Genomic DNA, 26,158 nt, shown 5'->3' on the forward strand with positions numbered 1-26,158 from the left:
GAATGACAGTGAGTGATTTTGATGACTTACCATTATTCAATCTTGACCTAGAGCCTAGTAATGAGTTAGCACTAGAAAAACCAGAACTTTTAACAATTAGGCTCTTTAAAAAAGCTATTGTCGAAACAGCCGGAAATCAAGATGATGACATATTAATGCGGTTTGCAGAATATGTATTGCCTAATTTAATGCGGCTATTAGTAGGTATGACTGCTAAAGGTGGACAGTTTACTGAAGATCGACGTGCGGAAGGTAAAAATGTAGAACGAAGTAAGGAAGACCAATCTTTTACCGCTCATCTACTCAATGGTTTATTTCCAACTTATCGAATTTTTAAAGTATTGCAGACATTGGGAACCAATCCCATCAAACGTTTGTGCGATAGTTTAGAGGCTGTGATTTACATCGCAGCTTATATTCTCCACGATTATGATAAATTTCCCGATTATGCTGACTGGTTGATAGCAAACGATCGAGATGGTCGATTCCGCGATCGAGATTGGCGAAAACATTCACCAAAAAAGTCTGATGCTCTAAACTTTGGCAGAGAATATGTCAGTTACAAGATCCAAGAATTAGGCTTAGATCTGCTCATTGGTAATGATTGGGCATCGTATATTGATGACATTATCTGGATTAGCAATAACGCTGGAGAAAAATGGGATGCAGATCTAGGGATGAAGCAGCGCGGCTTGGATAAATGTCAGGTTGACGATCGAATTCAACAACTACTAATCCGGCTAGTACGGCTCTCTGACTTGTTTGCATCCGTCATCAAACATCCAGGTGATTGTGAAGCGGATAGCCTCTCAAGTCTTCTTAACGATTTGAGTAATGGACAACTCAAGTTTAGCTATCACGCGCTATCTGATAATCGAGGTGTACTAACCAATATCATTAATAATGGGTTGATGGATATTCATCCCGACGAGTTTTATACACCGCTGCTCTATTTACCCGATGGGGTGGTTTATCTTGCAAAGCCAGATACGCCGCAGATTGAAGTTGAGGATATTCCAGATCGCGTAATTCAAAAAATTAAAACCCTTTGCAGCGAACAGCTTAGGCACAGGCAAACTGGGTTTGCGAGGGATGGTAAAGGATTCAAGTTCGCTGCTTATTATTGGTTCTTTTTTGATGTAATCCAGTTAATGGAGACAGCCATTCAAGCGGCTTGTCGGATTATCCCATCAACTAAAGCTTCGATCGCTAAAAAGCGGAGTGATAGCCTGATAAACTTTCGTGATAATGGCGAACTTCCAGCATCAATCGAGCCATTTGATGATGATTATCGGATCGATCGACTGAGTGAATTTGGAGATATTATTTGCCGAGGCATCTGGCGCGGATGGTGTGAGAAATTTACCGATTGGCAGAAACAGCAACCTAAAGCCGAGCGGAAGAATTTACCAGAACTAGATTTAACCCAAAAACTAGCTGAATATCTAGGGTTGTCCGCAGAAATACCGGATATGAGAGCAATTCAGGCTCTCAAGAAAACAGGGGGTGTGCCGCTCGATTGGTATTACCTAGCAGCAAGATATATTCAGCAACATCCAGATCTAGAGGATGGGCAAGTCCAGTCTGTGATGTTAGAGATAGTTAGTTATGTTGCACAAATTATCGAACCATTAATTCAGGAATTTAGCTTACCAGATGGCTGGGATGACCTTCGCACCTACGTTCGGGCGGTAGTAGTCTTGCCGACTGGTGCGATTACTACTCCCACTAACGAGCCATTTTTGACCGAACTCGATCGATATAAAGCAGCTAAAATCAACGGGAAAGGACGAAAAAATGTCTGTGCCATGTCTAGTTCATCCTATACGGTGAGCGAACAAATGGAATCAGCGACATTGTTTTCCCCCCAGATTTACAGTAATCGTCAAATTCTGTTTAATGCTCAGGCTGCCAAACGTCAAATTTGTGCAATTTGGTCGATCGAGATTATGCTCAGACAAATCTTGATGAACCAAACTAATGCAACGGGAGGCGACTTTGAGGGACGTAAATATCGCTATTTATATCTCTATCCAGCTTATTTCTTCACTCCAGAAACTAACACCTTTCTACAAAAAGCCTACTCTTGGATTCGGCGTACCCGCTTTGATGCAGATATTCGGAAACACCTCGTACCCGATAAACAACCTGCTCAATTTAATCTTGCCACTTATCAGTCGGTCGATTCCCTCCTGCTCCAACCGGAATCTGAAGTAGATCGAACTTTTAAGCTCAGTTATACCAACGAGCCGATGACGTTCTTCTTCATGGCTCTCCCACCAGGGCGAGATGCCAGCGATACCGAATCGTGGGTGATGCCATCTTGGTTGGCTTTTGCTTTGCCATTGATATTGGATGTCAAAGTTGTGGCATCTGAGTCACCCGTACCGCCGTATATCAGCGGTGCCGACTTTGAACAAACCACCATTCTCGATGGCGAACATCAGGCAATCTCCACCCTAGTTAAACGCGACACTTATCGATTGGATGGGATTTTACCGCGCCAACCCAAACAATTTTCGCCGCTCAACGCGCTGAGTGCTGCTTACTGTATCCATCTGGAAGTCAACCGTAAAAAAGATGGCGATCCTGATTGGGGAAAACTGGCGGCTCTGGCGAGAGATTTAGAGACTAGCCCACTATATGTTTTTCACTATCTCTCGAAACTGCTGCGGAAATTGGATTGGGATACAGCCCCAGTCGAGAAAATCAAACTCTATCAACAATTCTATTACTGCTTCGATCCAGAAGGAAAAGATATGACCCAATTACGTGAACTAACCCGACTGTATCGACGTTTTTATCGGGCGAAAAGTCAATATGCAAAGCCCAATGCTGTGCTAAAACCTATCGATGAAGCTGCTGATGTTATCCTCAAAACCGATCGAGCATTAGTCTCCGATTCCGAATCTCTGACTGAGGTTGTAGCTGCCAGAATTGCCAGATTGATGACCAACGTGCGCCGCAGAACAGCCGAAGGTAAGCCTACTTTAGTTTTCGTTGATGGCAAATGGAAATCTGCTTTAACTTCTGAAGAGGAACGGCAAGCCATTCATGAATTTGCCAAATTTTTCGTCAAGGATTTATTTGAAAATACCTTCAAAGGCGATCGGGCGCGTCTGGCGGGGACACAAATCAATCTAATTCGAGATACATGTGACTATATCTATCGATTAGAAGATGATGAAGCTCGACGAACTATTACAGTCGTAGAGCCAGAAGATCTGCCAGAAGCCGAAACTGTTAACGTTTAAATATCTAACAACCAACAATCAAGGATTAAATTATGAAATTCCTAACAACTGTCGATGCGAAACATTTTCACACCGAAATTCCTGCCAAACCGATGGGCAAATATGTCCACTTCATCACAATGCGGATTACTGAATCTTATCCACTATTCCAAACCGATGGCGAACTTAACAAAGCACGGGTACGTGCAGGGGTAAATAACTCAGAAGCTATTAGCCGTCTGGCAATGTTCAAGCGAAAACAATCAACTCCCGAACGTTTAACTGGACGAGAACTGCTCCGCAACTACAAAATTGGTGACTGGGAAAAGTGCGATTACAATGTTGACTTTAGTAAAACTACTCCTGACTGTATTCTGTATGGGTTTGCGATCGGTGACTCAGGTTCCGAAAAGTCAAAGGTGGTGGTTGATACCGCATATTCGATTACCCCTTTCGATGATGCTCATTTAAACTTCACACTCAACGCCCCATTTGAGAATGGCACAATGAGCCGGAATGGAGAAGTTACCAGCCGAATTAATAGTCAAGATCATATCCTACCTCAAACTTTTTTCCCTAGTATCGTCACCATCAAAGATCCGACAGAAGCGGGGTTTTTATATGTATTTAATAATATTCTCAGGACTCGTCACTACGGCGCACAAACTACCCGTACTGGTCGCGTACGGAATGAGTTAATCGGTGTGATTTTTGCTGATGGCGAAATTGTCAGTAATCTGCGCTGGACACAACACATCTACGATCTAATGAAGGATGCACAACCAACTCAAATTAATTCTCCCGATCCGCTAAATGAAGATGATGTTTTGAAAGCGGCTAAAGCAGCGATCGAGCAAGCCATGAAAAATGAATATATCCCATTCATAGCATCTATTGGTGATAAATTCGATACTCTGCTTGCTGAAGTGAAACAGATTACTGGTGATGAGTCAAAGCTTAAAGAACTATTAGAACAGGCTAATAATGAATCTACTGCTTATGCGAATAAGCATATTACCAAATCTGGAGATAAAGCCAAGAAAGGTGCTAAAAAAGCTACTAGTACCGCCACACCGGAGTCATAACTATGACTGTTATTTATCGCTGCTCGATCGAGCTTCACGATAGTCTCTACTATGCCACGCGCGAGATTGGTAGATTATATGAGACAGAACCAATTCTCCATAACTATGCTCTTTGCTATGCGTTGGGATTAGTAGATAGCGATCGCTATTCAACCACAGTAGCAGAAGAACACTCATATCGTTATTTCTGCCCCGAACAAGTGCCAAAATATGCCGAACATTTAACGGCATTAAATCAGCAAGGAATCTACGTTACTCCAGCTCGATCGATCCACCATACATCGTTTCTCAATACCTGGAAATATGCTAATAATAATTACCATGTTGAGATGGAGAAAACTCAGAAAAACATCCCTAGCTTTGGTCGTGCTAAAGAAATTGCACCAGAAAGTATCTTTGAGTTTTTCTTGATTTCCACTCATCCGTTATCGCTAGCTAAATGGATTCGTTTAGGTAAATGGATGAGTAAAGCAGAGGTTAGGATTGAAGAACTCACCGACTTCGATCGAACTACTAAAGACTTTATCTGCAAGTATCCACTAAATCCCTTAGATGTGATGTTTACTCATCAAGTAATTAGCTATGACACTCTCAATATGCCGCCTGTTAGCTTGATTCGGAATGTTCGATTTTTGAGCGGACAACACTACCGTATCCGAGATGGTCAAGAAACGATCGTTCTTCCTGCAAATATGGAATATCGATTCAGTTGATGAAATAAACTGCAACCATCGATCGCAGAAATGGCATAAGCAATAAAACGATCAGTCTCGATCCATAACTTTCCGCTCTACCCATATTTAAAACTCGTACCATTGGTGCGAGTTTCACTTCAGCATGGCTCTCAATCCAGATCGACTAACCCTAATCCTCACTCATGCCCCACAGTCTAGTTTTAAACCTCATCCCGCGATCGCCAATATATCCCGACTTTCTAACTGGGCGACACATGCACGCCCTCTTCCTCACCCTCGTCAGTGCTGTCAACCAAGAACTCGGCGATGCCCTCCACGAAGTCAAGACAGATAAATCCTTCACCCTCAGCCCCCTCCAAATCCAATCTGGACGAATGAATCTTACCCTTCAATATCAACACTCCAAACCCATTCCCGCCGAAACCCCCTGCTGGTGGCGCATCTCTCTCTTAGACGATCGATTATTCGGGCAACTTACCAAATTGTGGCTAAATCTCAATCCTCAACAATCTTGGCATCTCGGTGCGGCAGATTTGACAATCGCCAGCATCCAGGGCACCCCCCAATCTACCCAACCTTGGGCGAATGCCTGTAGCTATCAAGAGTTATTCGATCGAGCCTCAGATAGTAATCGCACACTTAGATTAGCTTTCACCACCCCAACTAGTTTCCGTCAAGGCAAATATGATAGTGCCTTACCGACGCGAGAATGTATATTTAATTCCCTCCGATCTAGATGGAATAAATATAGCGGGGTCGAACTCGTAGACTTCTCAATCGAGTCAATCTTTCCTAGTGCATTCGATCTTCGGACTGAAGTTTCTAATGACTATATTGGTAAATTTATCGGCACCGTTGGCGATATCAAATATCAGATTATGGATGAGGTTACGTCATTGCAAATCAAACAACTTAACGCCCTGGCAGATTTTGCTCTATATGCTGGAGTTGGGCGGAAGACACCGATGGGGATGGGGATGACACGACGATTATGATAACTGAAATCGATTATATCTCGATCGCATCTCTCAACCAGTACAACTACTGTCCCCACCGCTGTTGGCGCATGTTTTGCGCGGGTGAATTTGTCGATAATCAATACACGATCGAAGGCACCAGTCTACACGATCGCGTCCATACTCTTGGTGATAGTCATCGGGAAGAAACTTGGCAAGTCAGAGCGATTTGGCTCAAATCCGATCGCTATGGATTAATTGGTAAAGCCGATCTAATTGAAGAACAAGATGGTCGCATTTATCCAGTGGAATATAAACGCAGTGCCAAAGGTGACTTCGCTAACGACGAATTACAAGTTTGCGCCCAGGCTCTGTGTTTGGAAGAAATGACTGGACAAATAATCGATCGCGGTTATGTCTATTATTGCCAATCGCATCAGCGGCAATTAGTCGAACTTACGCCAGAGTTAAGAAATTTGACGATGGGATCGATCGCCTCCGTCCGCAAACTTTTAGGTACGGGTAAAATGCCCAAACCCATCTACACCTCTCGCTGTCAAGGCTGTAGCCTCCAATCGCAATGTCTACCTAAAGCAGCTAGTAAAGTTACCAAGTATCGAGAAGATTGACTAATTAGAGAAAAAGGGGAAAATATTTTGAGTATTTCCCCCCTTCTCTAATCCCTAATCTCTATTCCCTCTTCCCTTTAACCTTTTCCCTTTAACCTTTCCCCTATATTAAGATGGGCACAGTTTACGTTACACAACAAGACTCATTCGTGGGCAAAACCGACGAACGATTACACGTTAGATTCGAGAAAACCCTCCTCCTAGATGTCCCGCTCATTAAAATTGAGGGACTGGTAATCATGGGTCGAGCGACAGTTTCACCAGCTCTGCTGATTGAATTACTAGAGCGGAAAATCCCGCTAACTTTTCTGACAGGAACGGGTAGATATCTTGGTAGTTTGGAACCACCTTTAACTAAGAATATCTTCATTCGATCGGCACAATGGGCGGCAGCGCGAGAGGATAAATCGAAAGCAACTCATGTAGTTCAAGGTTTCGTGCGCGGCAAACTCAAAAATTATCGCATCGCTCTACTCCGCGCCCAGCGAGAGCATGAGGATACCCAGCTAGCAGCGGCAATAACCCGATTGGATAACGCGATCGAGCCAATCGAGCGAACGGAGAAGATCGACTCCTTACGAGGCTTAGAAGGGGCTGGTAGTGCGGCTTATTTTGGAAGCTTCGACAAGTTGATTCGGGCGGATGGATTTAAGTTTGAATCTCGCCGTCGTCGTCCGCCAACAGATCCAGTGAACGCGCTGTTGAGTTTTGGCTATTCACTCCTGGCTCACGATATTCAAAGTGCGGTAAATATCGTCGGTTTCGACCCTTATTTGGGCTATTTGCATACCGAACGTTATGGGCGACCATCGCTAGCTTTAGATTTGATGGAGGAGTTTCGCCCATTGGTAGTTGATGCGATGGTGCTATCAGCAATAAATCGCAGGGCGTTGGTAGTTGCAGATTTTACTACGGAGCCATTGAGTAAAGCTGTTTCGTTGTCGAATGAGGGGAGAAAGACTTTTTTGCGATTGTACGAGCAGAAGAAACAGTCAAAGTTTAAACATCCTGTGTTGCAAAAGCAGTGTACTTATCAAGAAGCCTTTGAGATTCAAGCGCGGCTATTGGGGAAATATCTGATGTCAGAAACTGACAAATATCCACCACTCATTCTGAAATAAATTTCTATGTTCGTGGTGATTTCTTACGATATTTCTGAAGACAAGCGACGCACGAAAATTCACAAGATGCTGAAGTCTTACGGTCAATGGATGCAATATAGCGTGTTCGAGTGCGATCTCACAGATAGCCAGTATGCAAAATTGAGGGCGCGATTGAGCAAGATGATTAAGCCGGAGGAGGATAGTATTCGGTTCTATTTTCTCTGCGCTTGTTGTCACCCCAAGGTGGAACGCATCGGTGGAGAGGAGGTACGGGATGAGACAATTTTTTTCGCTTGATGCGCGAATGGGTAGGTGTTGAAAATGGATTTTAAGAAAAATGGCTGGATGCTTGGGTAGATATTGCGTTGGGGGATTATCGATCGATAGCGATCCGCGCAGTGGTTGAATCTATTGATGGTAATCGGTTTGAGGCTCGATCGAATAATTTGATTTTTAGGCGATCTTGGATTTGAGTGTTATGATTTACTAGATCCGCGATTTTGCACCTTGAAAACCAAATATAATAACGTTTTCAGGCTCCCGCTATCGAAATCGACCTTAAACCCTTACAGGGATTGAAACCGCATCTTTGAAAACGACCATTACTACCGAGCAAATGATCGAAATCGACCTTAAACCCTTACAGGGATTGAAACATAAAACAAAGTAGTTTGCAGATAATCGAACTCGAATCGAAATCGACCTTAAACCCTTACAGGGATTGAAACTTCACATCTGCATCCGACAGGGAGCTGCGATATTGCTCATCGAAATCGACCTTAAACCCTTACAGGGATTGAAACAAGTCACCTCTACTGATTCGACTCAGATCTAGTCCATCGAAATCGACCTTAAACCCTTACAGGGATTGAAACATAGATAACCCGTAGCTGTTCGCCTTTTTTGCGGCATCGAAATCGACCTTAAACCCTTACAGGGATTGAAACGTCGAGCTGGGTAGGTTACTAGCTGATATCCCGAATCGAAATCGACCTTAAACCCTTACAGGGATTGAAACGTAAAGGATCGCGTACCAATGCACCCGTCAGCGGGATCGAAATCGACCTTAAACCCTTACAGGGATTGAAACATCGTATCCATAGTGTTTGGAGTTCCCCACCCCGTTAATCGAAATCGACCTTAAACCCTTACAGGGATTGAAACCGATTACTACACCGATATTGTCGCGCCGACGATCGACTATCGAAATCGACCTTAAACCCTTACAGGGATTGAAACGCAACCCAATAAGCCAAATATTCCGCAACCTGCTCATCGAAATCGACCTTAAACCCTTACAGGGATTGAAACTAATCGAGGGTGAAGACAAAATTATCTATCTCGATACCGATACGATCATCGAAATCGACCTTAAACCCTTACAGGGATTGAAACGAAAAAGTTCTTGTACGAGGTACCCAAATCGATAACAATCGAAATCGACCTTAAACCCTTACAGGGATTGAAACTTGTAGGCACTACAGTACTGTTGTTAGTTACCGCAGCAATCGAAATCGACCTTAAACCCTTACAGGGATTGAAACCAATCAGCGGAAATGGCAGCGGGCGAGGCTACACTAGATCGAAATCGACCTTAAACCCTTACAGGGATTGAAACAGCGCGGCGATCGCGTACTAAAAGGCAAAGTTGAAAAAATCGAAATCGACCTTAAACCCTTACAGGGATTGAAACGGGGGTTAAATGGCCCCTGACTTCTGGCACGATCTTATCGAAATCGACCTTAAACCCTTACAGGGATTGAAACTATAAGACGACTAGCAGTGCGAATACCGCCACCCCATCGAAATCGACCTTAAACCCTTACAGGGATTGAAACAAGGTTTGCGCCGCGAACTCGCAAGCTAGAATGATCGAAATCGACCTTAAACCCTTACAGGGATTGAAACAAGAGCAATCGCTTCAGCCAGTACTTGCGCTGATCGAAATCGACCTTAAACCCTTACAGGGATTGAAACCACTTAGCAACCACACATTATCGCTTTTGTTACGATATCGAAATCGACCTTAAACCCTTACAGGGATTGAAACATGCAATGACAGGGCTAAATAGCGTCGTAGAAATCCCATCGAAATCGACCTTAAACCCTTACAGGGATTGAAACGAGAGTTAGCAGACCCTCTGCCACTGGCTAGTGCATATCGAAATCGACCTTAAACCCTTACAGGGATTGAAACGCGGTCGATCGAGTGAATCGCATCGAACCCTCAATTATCGAAATCGACCTTAAACCCTTACAGGGATTGAAACATCATTCATCACGTTTTACCGCTAAGATCGGAAATCTGGTTAGTTAACTTAAATCCAACGATCGGATCGGAAATTCGCAAGACTCGTCCGGTAGTGGTAATTAGTGTTGATTCGATGGGCAAATTACCACTTAAACTAACTGCCCCTCTGACTGATTGGAAGCAGCATTTTGAACTCAATCCTTAGCAAGGTTCGAGTAGAGCCAGATGTAAGTAATGGGTTGACGAAAATCTCTGCTGTAGATGTCCTGCAATTACGGGGAGTGGACTCAATACTTCTCGTTTAAGAACTGCTAGCGACTGAAGTCGCCGCTAGTGGTGCAAAGTCCGCCTACGCGGACTAACTAGTTTTTAGATTAACCGAGAAGTATTGGGAGTGGACTTACAGCGATGTGTTCGCAAGTTAGGCATTTTACCTCCCGAAATCATGAGAGAAATCAATTTAGCGATCGCTTTAGTTGTAGATTTTGATTGACGATCGAGTCTCAAGAATCTAGAGGCTCGATCGAATCACTGACCTTGTAAATTAATCGATTAAAATGCTTGAATCAATTACTGTATCTAGGTTGAAAGTGGTGGGCAATGCCCACCATCCTTCTATGAAGAAGCCAGCTTAGTTCGATCGCTGGGAGGAAGATTCATGTATTGAGACTCTAAATATTCGATTAAATCCCATGCCCTTACATTTGTCCACTTTTGATGATTACATTTTCCGTGAGCAAGTTGTAAATTAGTGCGTTCATTACCTCCTCCATAAGTAAAAGGAATGATATGGTCTACCTGTATTAGTGACTCTTCTAACTCAGTATGACACAAAGCACATAGTCCATTTTGAGCTAAGTTGACAACTGGGATAGCCCTGTAAATAATTTACAGACAATGGAGCCATACACCATTAACAGTGCTCCCAAATGGAGGACGCGAATTAGCTACCAATTGAAAGATATTCCATTGTTACCGCCGAAGCCAAAAATGGCACAATAGAAAGAGATAGCTATTATACTTGCCTCCCTATATTAAAGTCCTATGTCTGCTCTCAAACTCAGTGGTGCCGAGATCCGTCAAGCCTTCCTCGATTTTTATCGCCAGCGGGGACATCAGCCGTTGCCGAGTGGTTCGTTGGTGCCGGAAGATCCGACGGTATTATTGACGATCGCGGGGATGTTACCATTTAAGCCGATATTCTTGGGTCAACGTCAGCCTGATTTTCCCCGTGCGACGACTTCCCAGAAATGTATCCGTACCAATGATATCGAGAATGTGGGACGGACGGCGCGGCATCATACGTTTTTTGAGATGTTGGGCAATTTTAGCTTTGGGGACTATTTTAAGGAACAAGCGATCGCATGGGGTTGGGAAATCTCGACGCAGGTGTTTAAGCTTCCCCCTGAGCGGTTGGTTGTCAGCGTGTTTGAGGATGACGACGAAGCTTTTGCAATCTGGCGGGACAAAATTGGCGTGAATCCCCTGCGAATTAAGCGATTGGGTGCTGACGATAATTTTTGGGTGTCGGGGCCGACAGGGCCTTGTGGGCCTTGCTCTGAGCTTTATTATGATTTCCATCCCGAATTGGGGAATGACAATATCGATTTGGAGGATGACAGCAGATTTATTGAGTTTTACAATCTGGTGTTCATGCAGTACAACCGCGATGTCGATGGCAATCTGACACCGTTAGCGAATAAGAACATCGATACGGGAATGGGTTTGGAGCGGATGGCGCAAATCCTTCAGGAGGTGCCGAATAATTATGAGACGGATCTGATTTTTCCGATCGTTCAAACTGCGGCGGAAATTGCGGGGATTGATTATTTTAGTAGTGATGAAAAAACCAAGACTTCGTTGAAGGTAATCGGCGATCACGTTCGGGCGGTTGTACACATGATCGCCGATGGTATTCGGGCTGAAAATACTGGGAGGGGTTATATTTTACGACGCTTAATTCGGCGGGTGGTGCGTCATGGCAGGTTGATTGGGATTGATGCTGAATTTACGACGAAGGTTGCTGAAAGTGCGATCGCGATGTCGGAAGTTGCTTATCCTAATGTGCGGGGAAAGGCTGACAAAATTAAGGCGGAACTTCAACGGGAGGAAGTCCAGTTTTTAAAAACGCTAGGAAATGGCGAGAAGTTACTGGCAAATATTATTGCGGACGCGCTCAGTCAGGGCGTGAAGCAGATTTCGGGTAAGGATGCGTTTACGCTATTTGATACTCATGGTTTCCCACTGGAATTGACTCAGGAAGTCGCAGAAGAACAGGGTTTAACTGTTGATGAAACTGGATTTAATGCCGAGATGGAGATCCAGAAAATTCGATCGCGTGGTGCGGTAGAATCGATCGATCTGACAGTTCAAGGTTCTTTAGACAAACTTGCCGAACACATCCATGCTACTCAATTTTTGGGCTATGCTCACGCTACTAGTCAGGCTGAAGTTGTCGCCTTATTAGTTGCAGGTGCATCGGTAGCTGAAGCAGATGCAGGAACGAGCGTGCAAATTGTCTTAGATAAAAGTCCCTTTTATGCGGAATCTGGCGGACAAGTTGGCGATCGCGGGTACTTGTCGGGGGATAATTTATTAGTCCGCATTGATGATGTGAAAAAAGAGTCTGATTTCTTCGTTCACTTTGGATCGATCGAGCGTGGAAGTTTGCGGGTAGGTGATACAATTACCGCCCAAATCGATGCGGCTTGTCGTCGTCGCGCTCAATCCAATCATACGGCAACGCATCTATTACAAGCAGCCTTGAAAAAACTGGTCGATCCTGAGATTTCTCAAGCAGGTTCCCTGGTTTCATTCGACAGATTGCGGTTTGATTTTAACTGTCCCCGCGCTCTGACACCTGCGGAAGTCGAACAGGTAGAAGGATTGGTAAATACCTGGATTACTGAGGCGCATGGAGCCATAATTGAGGTCATCCCGATCGCTGAAGCTAAGGCTAAAGGTGCCGTCGCAATGTTTGGCGAAAAATATGGTGCCGAAGTCCGTGTCATCGATTTCCCTGGTGTATCGATGGAATTGTGCGGCGGTGTTCATGTCACCAATACCGCCGAGATTGGTGTATTTAAAATAGTCAGCGAAGCGGGTGTAGCTGCGGGAGTACGACGGATTGAAGCAGTGGCGGGTAATGCTGTTTTGGATTATCTCAATGTACGGGATAAAGTAGTCAAAGAATTGAGCGATCGGTTTAAAGCTAAACCCGAAGAAATTCTCGATCGAATCTCGACGATGCAAACTGAACTTAAAGCTAATCAGAAGCAATTAGAGACAGTCAAGGGAGAATTGGCGATCGCTAAATCAGAACAATTACTAACTCAAGCAATATCGATCGGCGAGTTTAAAATCATTATCGCCGAACTGGGTGATGTCGATCCTACTGCGCTCCAAACTGCGGCGGAACGGTTATTAAATAAACTCGGAGAAGGCGCGATCGTCCTGGCATCAATTCCCGAACCGGATAAGGTTAGTTTGGTGGCGGCTTTTAGTAAAGGGGTAAATGCGAAGGGTTTACAGGCTGGGAAGTTTATCGGGAATATCGCCAAAATCTGCGGCGGTGGCGGCGGTGGGCGACCGAATTTGGCTCAGGCTGGGGGACGGGATGCAAGTAAGGTGAAGGAGGCTTTGGCGGTGGCTTTGGCGGAGTTGGAGGCTGATTTGGGTTAGTTTGGTTAGTCAGCGGTTGAAACCGCTGCTTGTGATGCAAAACCCGCCTTCGCGGGTTGGGGATATTAGTCCGCGTAGGCGGACTTTACAACATGAGCGACGATTTCGATCGTGCGGTATTCGATCGTACTATTTACTAGAATCTATGGATACTCAATCATTGTTTAGAGAATTACTCGAATTAATTGGATCTACACGGCCAGAATATGTTGAAGCATTGGGAAAAGGGTATTCAAGAAAGGAAATTGAAGATTTAATAGATATTCGTCCAATCCCTGAAGCCTTGATTGCTATTTACTCATGCGTTACAGGTTTAGCATATGATAACTATAATTCATATGATTTAGTTCCAGCTTATGATTTAATTTCTCTGGATAGAATTAATGAATACATTGAAATGTATCGAGAAATGAGATCCGATCTAATCGATGAAATAGGTGAAGAAGAATATCATGAATTTGGGAATTGGGAACCTGATATGATTCCTTTTCTTCATGATGGTTGTGGATATACAGTTCATGTTAGAACCTTACCGGACGATGAATCTGTGTGGGTTAGACCCAAAGTAGACGATCTTCACAAAATTAATAGTAGTCTCGATCGATTTATCTTAACTGCGATCGAATGTTATCGACAAGCTGCATATTATCAACAAATTGATGAAGATGTACCGATTTGGTATACGGATGAGGATCTCGCTCAAGAGATTGTGAGAAAAATCGATCCAGAAATAGAAGATTATTCGCCACCATAATTTAGATGAGTCAGCGGTTGAAACCGCCGCTCATGATGCAAAACCCGCCTTCGCGGGTTAAGAAATCCCAGTCCGCGAAGGCGGACTTCGCAACACCAGCGACGATTTCAATCGTGCGGCATTCGATCTCCCCAAATACCTACTTCTGACTCTGTTTAACAGCCTTTTTCCTAGTCTTCGCTTGAGACAACAAAGATGTCGCAAACGAGATCGCTTCCTGCGCTGATTGTCCCCCCGCAATTTGGGCAATTTCATCGCGGCGTTGCTGTTGGGAATGTAGCTCCTCAATCCGCACGATCGTCCGTTCCTGCTCTGAGTTACCATTATCTTGACCGATCGTTTCTTTAGCTACTCGAAAATGTCGATCGGCCATTGCGGCGATCAGCGGCTGGTGGGTGACGCAGAGTACTTGCTGAGACTGGCTGAGGTGATGGAGCTTACTCGCGATCGATTGAGCGACTTTTCCCGATACGCCAGCATCGATTTCATCGAAAATCAGGGTACCTGCGCCACCATTATTAGAGAAGCAAGCTTTGAGGGCGAGGAGGAAGCGGCTCATTTCACCACCAGAGGCGGTATCAGCTAGGGGTTGGAGGGGTTCGCCGGGATTGGGGCTAAATTGGAAGGTGATGCTATCTGCACCTGTAGCTGTGGGCGGTTGAGGGGCGATTTTGACTTGAAATTTGACTTTATCCATCGCCAGGGGTTTGAGTTCGCGGATCAGATGTCGTTCGAGATCGATCGCGGCTTGTTGGCGGAGGGTGGTAAGTTGTTGGCAAGCTGTGGCTAGTTGGGTGCGGAGATCGTGGGCTTGATGTTCGAGTTCTTCGAGGGATACTCCTGCGGCTGTAAGCTGGGTTAATTCAGTTTGAATAGCAATTTCGTGTTCGATCGCGTCAGTCAGGCTGGGGCCATATTTGCGGCAGATCGGCTTGAGGGTGCGAATCCGGGCTTCGATTTCGAGGAGTCGATCGGGATCGGCTTCGAGTGCGTCGCCATAATAGTTGATTTCTCGTCCCGCTTCAGTGACATTGGCAAGGGCAAGGCTGACGAGATCGAGGCTGGATTGGAGGCTAGCATCGATTTCTACCATATCGATGAGAGTAGATTCGGCTTTGCCCAAGAGATCGGCAACGGCGATCGCACCTGTATCATTTTGATAGAGTAATTGGTAGACGGCGTAGCTCTGTTGTTGGAGATCGACGACATGGCTGAGGCGTTGGCGTTCGGTTTCGAGATTGAGGAGTTCGTCGGGGGTAGTTAGCTCGACTTCAGCGAGTTCTCGCGCTTGATATTCGAGCAAGTCGAGCCGTTGGAGGCGTTGCTGTTCGTTTTGCTGGCGATCGAGCCAAGTTTGATAAGCTTGCTGGTAGGCAGTAGCGATCGTCGCGATCTGGGCGCGTTGTTGAATCAGGGGCGTACCGCCATACAAATCGAGTAATTCTCGCTGGTGGATGGTATTTGTCAGTTGCACTGTCTGCCCTTGAGCGGTAATCTCGATCAGGAGTTCGCGGAGTTCTTGGGTGAGCTGACGATTGCAGATTGTCCCATTGACGCGCAGCCGCGAGCGCAAGTGAGTCCCACTGTAGCTCAAGTCCCGACTACAAATCACCGTATCATCGTCAGTTAGCTCAAATTCGCGATCGATCAGCCATCCTCGTACGCGCTCCGTAGTATCGAAGGTGCCTTCGATGGTGGCTTTCTCCATCCCCGTGCGAATCATCCGCACGGTAGCTTTGCCACCCAATACCAGATCGATCGCATCGAGAATAATCGATTTTCCCGCACCAGTTTCCCCTGTCAGTACATTCAATCCCGCCCCAAATTCAAGTTCCAACTCATCGATGAGGGTAAAGTTTTGAATACGCAGAGACAATAGCATCGGGACAGAGGATTAAAGGACAAGGAATCGGGAAGCGGAGGTAGGGTGAGATGAGGGAGTAACACAACTATTTTCCCATTTCTCTCGCACCGCGATCGCCCTTGCGCTCACAATTCCGCCGGATGATGGAAGCGATCGCGATGAGGGATGTATTAAAGTAGACAAATATCTCTATTCAAAATGCTGCCATGAATGAGTTGGACGATGCTGCACCTGTTAGTGGGTCGTTTGTGCAAGCCCAGAGCGATCGTCTACCTGACTTGAATATCTATGGTTACCAGGTATCCGCACAATTGTCCACGCATGGAGGTGGTTTACCGTCTGCTGGAGGGAATGGCGATCGGACTACCTATCTGGCGCAAGATCTGAATGGCGATCGATCGGTCGTCATCAAACAGTGGTATCTACCCGAGTCGGACATCTCATCAGACTATGCTCATTATTTACCAGAAATCACCCGTTTACAACAGCTCGACCACCCGAATATTCCCCGTTACCTAAATTCCTTCACCACCCCAACGGGATTTTGTGTCGTGCGCGAGTATCAGCTAGGTATCTCGCTTGCCGATATCGGCACACTTCCACCTTCAGATATTCGTCTAGTCGCAGATCGAGTGTTGGCGATCCTCAACTATCTTCATCAGCTCATCCCAATCGTCATTCATCAGAATATTAAGCCAGAAAATATCATCGTCAATACTGCTCCTGAGTTGATGATTTATCTGGTCGATTTTAGCATCTATCCCTACAATGATGTGCAGCCTACGACTGGAACACCTGGGTTTATGCCGCCAGAGCAGCTACTCGATCTGGGCATCACTTCCAGCTCCGATATTTATAGTCTGGCAATATCGCTGATCTGTCTGCTTACTGGTACACCTACCAGCCAAGCCCCATCCTTGATGGATGAAAAATATCACCTGCAATTTCGACACCTCATCCCAGCGGATACCGATCCAAAGCTGATGCTCTGGCTCGAATCAATGGTCGAACCCAATCCTCAGCAGCGGCTGGCACTGATGAGCAGTCGTGAATCCGTCCCACTGGCACCACCCGATCTAAGTCCCAACTTACCGCTCGAACATCCTCAATTAAACTTAGCATTTAATCTACCCAAACCTCCCAAAAAATTGCGGTGGTTGCGCTGGATCGTTGCTGTTGGTGCCTTACTGAGTTTGGTACTCATCGGGCTTCAGATCCTCGCTCCAGGCGAGGAAGAACTCAGTCCCGCTCAAATTGCCAAAAATCAAGCGATCGCCAAGGAAGCCATATTTGCCGCATCCGATCGCGGTAAGTTACTGAAAGAAAATCGTTGTGATGGTTGCAATCTCAATTATCAGAATTTTAGTAAAGCCGAACTCACAGGGGCGATTGTACCTCAGTCTAGTTTGATTGGAGCTAATTTTACTGGTGCCAATCTTACTCTCGCCATATTTCGCGATACCGATCTGAGTGGCGCAAATTTGACTAAAGCAAATCTCGATCGCGCTGCTTTGTACGGAGCCAAACTCATCGGGACTAACTTAGTTGGTACGAACTTAACTCGGGCGAAACTAGTTTATGCCAAGCTCACAGGATCTTTGTTGCGCGGTGCCAATTTGACCAACTCAGATCTGAGATTTGCTGAATTTCAACAAGTCGATCTGACCAATACCAATCTCACAGGTGCCGATCTGAGTAATGCCGATCTATCTTATGCCAATCTCCGTCAAGCCATCTTGGTTGGCACCAAGCTAGATGGTGCCAAGTTGACTGGAGCAAAGATGCCAGATGGTTCTACACATCCTTAGATACTCCTTTCCCAGTATCAAATTAGATATCTAGGGCAGGGGGTAAATGGTGGATGGTGAATGGCGATTCGCGATACGTAGGGTTCCCCGAGGGTTTAGCGCGATTCTCCTGAGGGAGAGGCTACGCCAACGAGACAGTGAATGGTGAATAATTACACCTACCTGCTTACAAAGCTTCGATACTGAGAATACTACCGTCACTAAAATCGATATTCAAGTTGCTATTATTTAGTAACAATGTGCCGATTTGTGGACGAATACCCATTGCTAATACTGGTACTTCTAGCTCCACTTCATCCCACAATACCGTAGCGCGATGTACTGGGGTAATGATGTTTTCATTATTAGCTAAGTTTGTATGGACACTTGCTACATAAGGTAGTTGTAACTTCGCGATCGCCGCAACAGGCAAAGCCAAAGCTCCTTCAAAACCCGTATTAATTACACAGCCAATTTCTAGATCTGGGTAGCCGGATATTCTGATGATGACTTTTACCTGTGGTTGTCGTCCGATGACAATGCCATTAATCACGATAATTCTACCTTTGTTAAAGTACCACCGACTGCATAAACAGCATTAAAACCAATGCGTTCGATCCAAATAGCTGCATCGGAAAATTGAGATAGGAGTCGATCGCTAGCTTCCAATAAGTTATCATCAATTTCATAGTTACCTGTGATGATATCGATCGCGATAATCTTCCCGATATTGTCTCGTACTTCTACCTGGGTACGGAGCGATCGATCGTACAGATCCCGTCCGCGTTTGGCGATCTCGCGATCGCTCTTAACCCGAGCATTTGCTCGATCGCTATTTGATTGAGTCATAATCCCCGTAACTGCGCTACATTTCGATCTCTTACTATCATTATACCAAAGTCGATCGAATGATAAAATGCGATCTGTTGTTATTACGAACATTTAATTTTACAATGCGATCGATGCTAAGATTAGGCTGAATAATTCACCCAGCGATCGAGGAGTCGGGATGTTCGATAATGTATCCAAGTTTTTAGTCGAACACTACTCGGCTGAGTTTGCGACTTGGTTATTGGGTGAATCGATGTTTAGATTAGAGAATTTGGAGTGTCGATTTAATGTGGTGCGGATTTGGGATGTCGAGCCAGAGGTGTTTCTAGCTACGCCAGGATTGTTACCTTATGCGGTGTTGAGTCGCACAGATGCGCTAGAGGGGATGTTAAGACAGGTGGTGAGTAGATTGGATGAGTTACCAGATTCGGCTAGTAAAAATGACTTGATGGCGGCGACAAGTATTCTCGGTGGGTTAAAATTAGAGGGGGATACGATTAGACGAGTAATTCGGAGTGAGATGATGCGTGAATCTGTTATCTATCAAGAGATCGAACAGCAAGGTGAATTAAAGCAAGCTCAGTCTTTGATCTTGCGGTTGTTAAATCGGCGGGTGGGGAATTTATCGATCGAGTTAGAAACGCGGTTGGATGATTTGGGTGAGGCGTTGTTGGATTTTAATCAGATGGGTGATTTGGTGGGTTGGTTGGATGCGGATCGATCCTAGAAGCAGCAGCTTTAAATCACCAATACGATCGAGTAAATTAAATTAGATCGATCTGGAAACAATCGAACAAATAGCGATCGAGTATGCAGCTAAATCGATCGAGTGAATAAGTCGAAGTTGCTTCTCTGCTTAGGGTTGAGTGGTGGGAAATGCCTACCCTACTTTTGGCTACTAACCTTTAAAATAAGTCCAGTTTTCAATATCAAATTTTTCCGTATAAATAAGGCTAGGTAATCGATAATAATATGCGCTTGGGAAAATATCAATAATTAGCCAATTAAAAATTGCTCTCTTGTCTACACTTCCTTCGCAGATTCCTGCTCCTTCTAAACAACTATCGATACTTTTCGCCGCCATCAAGAAGTTGCAGCAATTTCACTGTATCTGATTTTAATTCACCTTTGACTAGAGTACTTTTGTCAAAAAAATCGTCCTCACATAATTCATAGTAAGATTTATTCCACAAATGCAATAATTCATTCTCTAGCTGTGATGTTGCTTTAAACCATTCTGGTAAAATAAAATTATTAAGCATAGTTCTACCTAATCAAGATGATAGCTTTAAACTAAATTTTTAGATTTGAGCCACGCTCTTACAACTTGAGCAGCAGGCATCGATCGATTGTCTACTTGATAATTCATCTTTTGAATATCTTGGGTGGAAATTAAACCCGCTAATTGGTTGACTGCTGTGCGGAGTTCTGGATATTTTTTGAGAGTTGCTTGATTGAACACTGGGACTGCTTGATAAGGTGGAAAATACTTTTTGTCATCTTCTAAGACAACCAAATTCAAAATCGGAATCAAGCCATCTGTAGAACTTGCGGCAATTAAGTCCACGCTTTTATCTTTCAATGCTTGATACATCAATCCAAACTCCATCTGTTGAGTCTTAGCAAATTTCAATCCATACGTCTTAGCTAAGGCTGGATAGCCATCTTTGCGTTCGAGGAATTCATATCCAAATCCGCCGCGCATTTGAGGTGTGTATTGTGCTGCTTCGGACAGATTTTTGATATTGAGACGTTTGGCATCCTCATTTCTGACAATGAAAGCAAAGGTATTTTCAAAACCTAATGGTGACATTACCTCTAATTGAAACTGGCGATCGTATGCTTGCTTGACATTATTGAAGACTACTTGTGAATCTTTGCTGACTTCCTGCTTTAAGATTGCCGTTAGAGATGTCCCAGTATATTCGACATACCCAGCAATTTGTCCAGCTTTAACTGCCTCATGACAGATGAATGTACCGCCTAAATTTAATTGTCGCTCGACTTTGATATTAGTATGGGATTCAATTTGTTGGGCGAGTAATTCTCCGAGAATAATTTGCTCGGTAAAATTCTTGGAACCGATCGCAATTGTCGGCGGTGCTTGTTGATAATTTATACCGATCGCTCCTGCTAATAATAAACCTAATATGCCTGCAATGACAGCAACTCGACGATCGATCTTGCTCCAGAAAGGTAGTTGCTGTGTCAGCTTTGTTTCCAACCATCCTAATCCCAAATCTGCACCTAAAGCGATCGCGGCAGCGGGGATCGCTCCAGTCAAAATCAACTGACTATTGACAGTCGCCAGTCCCCTAAAAATAAACACACCCAACCCGCCGCCGCCAATCGCTGCGGCGATCGTAGCAATCCCAACTGATATCACTGTGGCGACTCTAATCCCCCCCAAAATCACGCCTGAAGCGAGGGGAAGTTCGACTTGGGTCAATAGTTGCCAATCGGTCATTCCCATTCCTACAGCCGCTTCTCGCACCGCTGGATCGACATTATTAATCCCGATATAAGTATTCCGAATTAGCGGCAATAAAGCGTAGAGAATCAAGGCAACGATCGCTGGATTTTTGCCAATCCCTCCCAAAAATGGCACAGAAATCAGGAATCCAAAAATCGCTAAACTGGGAATAGTTTGAAGAGCATTGGCAATGCCGAGAATCGGTGGAGCTAGTCTCGGTCTACGGGTAATGAAAATACCTAATGGAATGCCGATGGCGATCGCTACTAACATCGCGACCGTCACTAAAATAATATGTTCGCCACTCCGTAGCAAGATTTCCGGTGCAGAGCGATCGATGACTGAGATGAGGTCTTTCAATTATACTTTGGCTCCATATTGCCACGGATTCAAACAAGCAATAAAAGCTCGTGCTTCTGGGTGTTGAGATGCGAGAAATTCTTCTCTGGTTCCTAATAGGACGAGATTACCTTCAGCCATTAGCCCAATCCGCGTTCCCAAGAATAAAGCTTCTTGAATATCGTGAGTGACGAAGATGACGGTCTTGCCGAGTTGCTGTTGTAAATATTGAAATTGCTGTTGCAATTCGAGTCGCGTAATCGGATCGAGGGCACCAAAAGGCTCATCCATTAATAAAATCGGCGGATCGGCAGCTAGAGCGCGGGCGATCCCGACTCGCTGACGCTGACCGCCAGAGAGCTGATGAGGATAGCGGTGGGCAAATATGTCTGGATCTAAACCAACCAAATTCAACATTTCCTGGACGCGGGACTGAATCCGCTGTGCTTGCCATTTTTCTAATGAAGGTACCAGTCCGACATTTTGGCTGACATTGAAGTGCGGAAACAAGCCGATATTTTGGATCGCATAGCCAATTCGCCGCCGCAGTTTGATGACATCCCAATCGGTAGTAGGGCGACCGTCTACCAAAACCGATCCAGCGGTGGGGGTCAGGAGTCGATCGATCAGTTTCAATGTAGTAGTTTTGCCGCTCCCACTCCGCCCCAATAAGACGATCGCTTCGCCCTGATAAATGGTGAGATTGAGGTGGGATAGGAGTTGACGGCGATCGATTTCGAAGCTGACATCGCGAAATTCGACGGTAATTGGTGGGGGGTGGGGCATGAGGGTTGAGCGGGGGGAATTAATCGATCGGATGGGGTGCGGCATTGGCTCCATCTTAGATTTTAGTTGGGAGTTCCTAAAAATGAACATCCCTCGATTCACCACCGCCATATTTCTTACGCATTTGCCTATTTCTAAGCGTTGGTACCTGCTAATTGCATCCCTGGCAAGAAACTCGCCATGTATTTCTCCACCCCCTTGGGATCGGCTAGTAGTTGCGCCGAAACCTGTGCCGCCTGTTCGCCAGGATAGACATCTTCCGCCTGGTCGATAACCGCCTGGAGTGCAGCTTTGGCAACTTCGGCAGGTGCAACTTTCGGATCTGGCCATACTTTAGCTAGATCTGTATCTACAGTTCCTGGCATCACGCCCACCACCAACGTGTTTTGAGCGGCTAGTTCGGCCCGAACGCTCTGAGTCATCGAAATCGCTGCTGCCTTGGAAGCACTATAGGAGCCGCTAAATGGTAAATTTACTTTACCTAATAGGGATAAAATATTGACAATTGCACCACCGCCGTGCTGCTTGAGGATCGGTGCAAAAGCGCGACACATTGCCGCCATGCCAAAGTAATTTACGTCCATTTCCGCTCTGGCTGCTTCGAGATCTGGTGCCGAAATCATCCCGTGATTTAGTGAGGTACCAGCATTATTAATCAGGATGGTAACGTCGGGACAGCTTGCCGCTGCTGCCGTGACAGACTGGGGATTAGTAACATCTAATTCGATCGGGATAATCTTGGTTGGATCGAGAGTGACTAAAGGCTGGAGCTTGCTAATACTCCGCGCGCAGACATAAATCTTGGCGACTTGCAACTGGAGCAGTTGCGCCACAAAATGCGAACCGATACCACCATTAGCACCTGTAACGAGTACGACAGCATTGTTAATTTCCATGATTACTCCACGCGATTGGTAATTGTAGTTGCGACGATTAAATTTGGCGATCGTCATATTCTTGGCAATTGGCGATCGCACCGATTTGAGTCTTGACAGATTTGGTAAAGATCGATTGAAAAATAAACTTCCATTGAATTTACAACAACTATACCCAGATGTCCCCCTGCCCTAGATTAGTTCTCAACTAGTCCAGTAGACAGGGGATAAACTAGACTGTGGTACAGGTCAAAACTAAGCGATCGATCGGTTCGGTTTGGGCTAGAAACCTCGATAATATTCCTCACACATGCGCTTATGGATACGAGCAAGGAACAACCGGATGTGTTAGCTCAATACCAGCAGCAAACAATCGAGTTATCAGCAGAAATAGTGCGACTTCAACAGGAAAACGATCGATTGATTCATGACTCGGCAGCTCGTTCTCAATCTGTGGAGTCAGAAGATAACTGGATGCACCAAAGTCGAGATCGGCTGTTAGAAGCGGCATCCGCAGCTACTAATATTTTGCTGACCGTCGACAACCTCGATGAGGCGATCGATACTGCCTTGAGAATACTGGGTGAAGGATCGGGTTGCGATCGAATTAATGTGCTCGAAAATTTTTGCGTGTCTCCCGCGACGTTGCCCACATACCATACTGTAATTTATGAGTGGACGAGATCGGGTATCGTCAGCCAAATGTCTCACTTGGAGTCGGGGTGTATTTGCACCGCAGGCATCGAGCCATTCCTCGAACGATACTACGTCAATGGAGATGGATTTGGTGGGTTGCTGGCGGAATGGGAAGAGCCGCTGCGGAGCGCATTTGCAGCAATTGGGGTCGAGTCGAGTTATGCTGTGCCGATTCGGGTGAAGGAGCAGTGGTGGGGCGTGTTAGGTCTTGATTATTGCCAATCCCCTGTTTGCATTAGTCCGGCTGAAATTGCCGTATTGAGGACGATCGCGGCTTGTATCGGTAGTGCGATTCAACGCGATCGCACTACCACAGCCCTTTTACAAGCAGAGCAAGCTCGTGCCGCCGAATTAAAAAAAGCCAACGAAGTATTGAGAAAGTCCCTCGATTATCTAGCTACAGAGACAAGTTTAGAGAAGTTTTTAGGACAAATACTCGGTGCGATCGCCGAGCAATTTGACTCCCCCCTCGCCGAATACTGGTATCACCCAGACGACACTGCTTACATTGGCATGATGAGTTGGCATGGGCGAACATACAATCGAGCCGAAATATTGCAGCAATATCCAAATCATCTCGGAGTTGATGGGTTTCCCATCCCGCCTGAAATGATGTCAACTGAGGATCTTCCGCCTCACAAACAATATTTCATCACCGAAGATTGGCTTACCGATCCCTACTTCCAACATGTCAAGTGGCTGCCAGCAGACAGTCTGTACAAACAGATTAATGTACCCCTAGTGCTCGGTCATAAGTGTATCGGTGCCTTAGTCGTGCGGATGCCCAGCGGACATCAGATCGCTACCGAGCAGATCGAATTAGCCCAAGCTTTAGCGCATCAAGTAATCCTGGTAGTCCAATTCACTCGACTTGCCCAAGAAGCCCAGCAAGCGGCAATTTATGAAGAACGGAACCGTTTGGCTGGTGAAATTCACGATACCCTCGCTCAAACCTTTACAGGTATTTCCGTCCAACTCGAACTTGTCAAATACCTGAACCCGCACCACTCCCCCGAAGTCCGCTCCATCCTCGATCGGATTAGTAGCCTCGCCCAGACGGGACTGGGTGAAGCCCGCCGTTCGGTATGGTCGATTTATTCAGCAACCGAAGACTTTGCCGATCTGGCACAGCAACTTGCCGATTGTGTCGAAAATCTGACTGCTGGCACGGACTTACATACCCAAATCGAAATCGTAGGCGCACCCGTCCCGTTATCGCATTTCGTGGGGATCAACCTCCTCCGCATCGGTCAAGAATCGATCGCCAACACCCTCAAACACGCACAAGCTAATACGCTGACGATTCAGCTCGAATATAGTCCCCACCAAGTTAGCCTGTGCATTCAAGACAATGGCTGTGGCTTCTCCCCACAAGTTCAGACAGAAGGTTTTGGTCTAATTAGTATTTCCGAACGTGCAGACCGCATTGGCGGTCAACTGCGGATTACGACCCAACCCGGACAGGGCACAGAAATTTTCGTACAGGTACCCCTATGACTGCGCCGATTCGAGTTTTGATTGCTGACGACCATGCGATCGTGCGAAATGGTTTAGTCCGCATGGTGGAATTGACCGATGGGATGGAGGTAATTGCTGAAGCAGGGACGGGTATTGAAGCAGTAGCATTATTCCGCCAACATCAACCCGATGTCACTTTAATGGATTTGCGGATGCCAGAGCTGAATGGGGTAGAAGCGATCGTCGCTATTCGCCAAGAATTTCCCAATGCTCAGATTGCCATTCTGACTACCTACGATACCGATGAAGATATTTTTCGCGGTTTGCAAGCAGGGGCTAAAGGTTACTTACTTAAAGACAGCAAAATGAGCGAACTGCTCGATGCCATCCGCACCCTCCACAGTGGGCACCGCTATATTCCCCCCGCCGTCGGTGCCAAACTAGCCGAGCGGATGTCCCAACCGCAATTGAGCGATCGAGAGTTGGAAGTACTGCGGCTAATTTCCGCAGGCAAAACGAACCCAGAAATGTGCAACGATCTGTGTATTAGCGAGAGCACGATTAAGTTTCACATCAACAATATTTTCACTAAGCTGGGAGTGAGCGATCGCACTCAAGCCGTCGTCATTGCCATCAAACGTGGCATTACTAACTTATAAATC

At 45.6% G+C, this 26,158-nt stretch carries 22 protein-coding genes, 1 pseudogene and 1 CRISPR repeat array; of the genes and pseudogenes, 15 read left to right on the top strand and 8 right to left on the bottom strand.

Going from position 1 to position 26,158, the window contains the following annotated elements:
* The first annotated feature begins 2 nt into the window (after nucleotides 1-2).
* The 8 genes and pseudogenes from cas10d to ACEW9I_RS10870 form a co-directional block, all read left to right on the top strand.
* Entirely contained in the window at nucleotides 3-3,254 is a 3,252-nt protein-coding gene (cas10d, locus tag ACEW9I_RS10835; protein WP_373540352.1) for a type I-D CRISPR-associated protein Cas10d/Csc3, read from the top strand.
* 32 nt (nucleotides 3,255-3,286) lie between these two features.
* A complete protein-coding gene (gene cas7d / locus ACEW9I_RS10840) occupies nucleotides 3,287-4,318 on the top strand; it encodes a type I-D CRISPR-associated protein Cas7/Csc2 (RefSeq protein WP_373540353.1) in 1,032 nt (343 codons plus the stop codon).
* 2 nt (nucleotides 4,319-4,320) lie between these two features.
* Nucleotides 4,321-5,031: a type I-D CRISPR-associated protein Cas5/Csc1 gene (gene cas5d, locus ACEW9I_RS10845; protein ID WP_373540354.1), complete on the top strand. Its 711-nt coding sequence runs from the start codon at nucleotides 4,321-4,323 to the stop codon at nucleotides 5,029-5,031.
* A 164-nt stretch (nucleotides 5,032-5,195) separates the two neighbouring features.
* Nucleotides 5,196-6,008 carry a CRISPR-associated endoribonuclease Cas6 gene (gene cas6 / locus ACEW9I_RS10850; protein WP_373540355.1) on the top strand — a complete coding sequence of 271 codons (813 nt, stop codon included), beginning with the start codon at nucleotides 5,196-5,198 and terminating at the stop codon, nucleotides 6,006-6,008.
* A complete protein-coding gene (cas4, locus tag ACEW9I_RS10855; protein ID WP_373540380.1) occupies nucleotides 6,008-6,598 on the top strand; it encodes a CRISPR-associated protein Cas4 in 591 nt (196 codons plus the stop codon). The genes cas6 and cas4 overlap by 1 nt, the downstream gene beginning before the upstream one ends.
* A 113-nt stretch (nucleotides 6,599-6,711) precedes the next feature.
* Nucleotides 6,712-7,719 (top strand): type I-D CRISPR-associated endonuclease Cas1d, encoded by a 1,008-nt coding sequence (gene cas1d, locus ACEW9I_RS10860; RefSeq protein ID WP_373540356.1) that lies wholly within the window; start codon nucleotides 6,712-6,714, stop codon nucleotides 7,717-7,719.
* A 6-nt stretch (nucleotides 7,720-7,725) separates the two neighbouring features.
* On the top strand, nucleotides 7,726-7,998 hold the full coding sequence (cas2, locus tag ACEW9I_RS10865) for a CRISPR-associated endonuclease Cas2 (protein WP_373540357.1): 273 nt from the start codon (nucleotides 7,726-7,728) through the stop codon (nucleotides 7,996-7,998).
* Between the two features lie 248 nt (nucleotides 7,999-8,246).
* A CRISPR array of direct repeats spans nucleotides 8,247-9,971; the repeat unit is 37 nt; unit sequence ATCGAAATCGACCTTAAACCCTTACAGGGATTGAAAC.
* A pseudogene (locus ACEW9I_RS10870) lies at nucleotides 9,972-10,239 on the top strand (type II toxin-antitoxin system PemK/MazF family toxin); the annotation flags it as partial.
* A gap of 328 nt (nucleotides 10,240-10,567) precedes the next feature.
* On the opposite strand, the gene ACEW9I_RS10875 reads toward ACEW9I_RS10870, so the two are convergent.
* Nucleotides 10,568-10,786: an HNH endonuclease gene (locus ACEW9I_RS10875; RefSeq protein WP_373540358.1), complete on the bottom strand. Its 219-nt coding sequence runs from the start codon at nucleotides 10,784-10,786 to the stop codon at nucleotides 10,568-10,570.
* Nucleotides 10,787-10,996: 210 nt separating this feature from the next.
* Here ACEW9I_RS10875 and alaS point away from each other — a divergent pair, with 210 nt between their 5' ends.
* A complete protein-coding gene (gene alaS / locus ACEW9I_RS10880) occupies nucleotides 10,997-13,633 on the top strand; it encodes an alanine--tRNA ligase (RefSeq protein ID WP_373540359.1) in 2,637 nt (878 codons plus the stop codon).
* 145 nt (nucleotides 13,634-13,778) lie between these two features.
* A complete protein-coding gene (locus ACEW9I_RS10885; RefSeq protein WP_373540360.1) occupies nucleotides 13,779-14,387 on the top strand; it encodes an SMI1/KNR4 family protein in 609 nt (202 codons plus the stop codon).
* A 139-nt stretch (nucleotides 14,388-14,526) separates the two neighbouring features.
* On the opposite strand, the gene recN is transcribed toward ACEW9I_RS10885, so the two are convergent.
* Nucleotides 14,527-16,269, bottom strand: a complete 1,743-nt coding sequence (gene recN, locus ACEW9I_RS10890; protein ID WP_373540361.1) for a DNA repair protein RecN — start codon at nucleotides 16,267-16,269, stop codon at nucleotides 14,527-14,529.
* A gap of 188 nt (nucleotides 16,270-16,457) precedes the next feature.
* Between recN and ACEW9I_RS10895 the strand changes: the two genes are divergently transcribed.
* On the top strand, nucleotides 16,458-18,059 hold the full coding sequence (locus ACEW9I_RS10895; RefSeq protein ID WP_373540362.1) for a pentapeptide repeat-containing protein: 1,602 nt from the start codon (nucleotides 16,458-16,460) through the stop codon (nucleotides 18,057-18,059).
* Nucleotides 18,060-18,225: 166 nt separating this feature from the next.
* On the opposite strand, the gene ACEW9I_RS10900 is transcribed toward ACEW9I_RS10895, so the two are convergent.
* Both ACEW9I_RS10900 and ACEW9I_RS10905 read right to left on the bottom strand, forming a co-directional pair.
* On the bottom strand, nucleotides 18,226-18,591 hold the full coding sequence (locus tag ACEW9I_RS10900) for a clan AA aspartic protease (protein ID WP_373540363.1): 366 nt from the start codon (nucleotides 18,589-18,591) through the stop codon (nucleotides 18,226-18,228).
* Complete coding sequence (locus ACEW9I_RS10905; RefSeq protein WP_373540364.1) at nucleotides 18,588-18,887, bottom strand: hypothetical protein; 300 nt, start codon at nucleotides 18,885-18,887, stop codon at nucleotides 18,588-18,590. The genes ACEW9I_RS10900 and ACEW9I_RS10905 overlap by 4 nt, the downstream gene beginning before the upstream one ends.
* 160 nt (nucleotides 18,888-19,047) lie before the next feature.
* On the opposite strand from ACEW9I_RS10905, the gene ACEW9I_RS10910 reads away from it, so the two are divergent.
* Nucleotides 19,048-19,596 carry a DUF4351 domain-containing protein gene (locus ACEW9I_RS10910; protein ID WP_373540365.1) on the top strand — a complete coding sequence of 183 codons (549 nt, stop codon included), beginning with the start codon at nucleotides 19,048-19,050 and terminating at the stop codon, nucleotides 19,594-19,596.
* Nucleotides 19,597-19,767: 171 nt separating this feature from the next.
* Here the strand turns inward: ACEW9I_RS10910 and ACEW9I_RS10915 are convergent, their stop codons facing one another.
* The 4 genes from ACEW9I_RS10915 to ACEW9I_RS10930 form a co-directional block, all read right to left on the bottom strand.
* A complete protein-coding gene (locus ACEW9I_RS10915) occupies nucleotides 19,768-19,953 on the bottom strand; it encodes a hypothetical protein (RefSeq protein ID WP_373540366.1) in 186 nt (61 codons plus the stop codon).
* Nucleotides 19,954-20,157: 204 nt separating this feature from the next.
* Nucleotides 20,158-21,702 (bottom strand): glycine betaine ABC transporter substrate-binding protein, encoded by a 1,545-nt coding sequence (locus ACEW9I_RS10920; RefSeq protein WP_373540367.1) that lies wholly within the window; start codon nucleotides 21,700-21,702, stop codon nucleotides 20,158-20,160.
* Complete coding sequence (locus tag ACEW9I_RS10925; protein ID WP_373540368.1) at nucleotides 21,703-22,467, bottom strand: ATP-binding cassette domain-containing protein; 765 nt, start codon at nucleotides 22,465-22,467, stop codon at nucleotides 21,703-21,705.
* A gap of 134 nt (nucleotides 22,468-22,601) precedes the next feature.
* On the bottom strand, nucleotides 22,602-23,363 hold the full coding sequence (locus ACEW9I_RS10930; protein ID WP_373540369.1) for an SDR family oxidoreductase: 762 nt from the start codon (nucleotides 23,361-23,363) through the stop codon (nucleotides 22,602-22,604).
* A gap of 28 nt (nucleotides 23,364-23,391) precedes the next feature.
* Between ACEW9I_RS10930 and ACEW9I_RS10935 the strand changes: the two genes are divergently transcribed.
* From ACEW9I_RS10935 to ACEW9I_RS10945, 3 genes are all read left to right on the top strand, one after another.
* On the top strand, nucleotides 23,392-23,538 hold the full coding sequence (locus tag ACEW9I_RS10935) for a hypothetical protein (RefSeq protein WP_373540370.1): 147 nt from the start codon (nucleotides 23,392-23,394) through the stop codon (nucleotides 23,536-23,538).
* A gap of 122 nt (nucleotides 23,539-23,660) precedes the next feature.
* Nucleotides 23,661-25,535: a histidine kinase gene (locus ACEW9I_RS10940; protein ID WP_373540371.1), complete on the top strand. Its 1,875-nt coding sequence runs from the start codon at nucleotides 23,661-23,663 to the stop codon at nucleotides 25,533-25,535.
* The gene (locus tag ACEW9I_RS10945; protein ID WP_373540372.1) at nucleotides 25,532-26,155 is read left to right on the top strand and encodes a response regulator; all 624 of its coding nucleotides are present in this window, start codon (nucleotides 25,532-25,534) and stop codon (nucleotides 26,153-26,155) included. Before ACEW9I_RS10940 ends, ACEW9I_RS10945 begins: the two co-directional genes overlap by 4 nt.
* The last annotated feature ends 3 nt before the right edge of the window (nucleotides 26,156-26,158 follow it).

The organism is Chamaesiphon sp. (assembly GCF_041738855.1).
Lineage (GTDB): Bacteria > Cyanobacteriota > Cyanobacteriia > Cyanobacteriales > Chamaesiphonaceae > Chamaesiphon.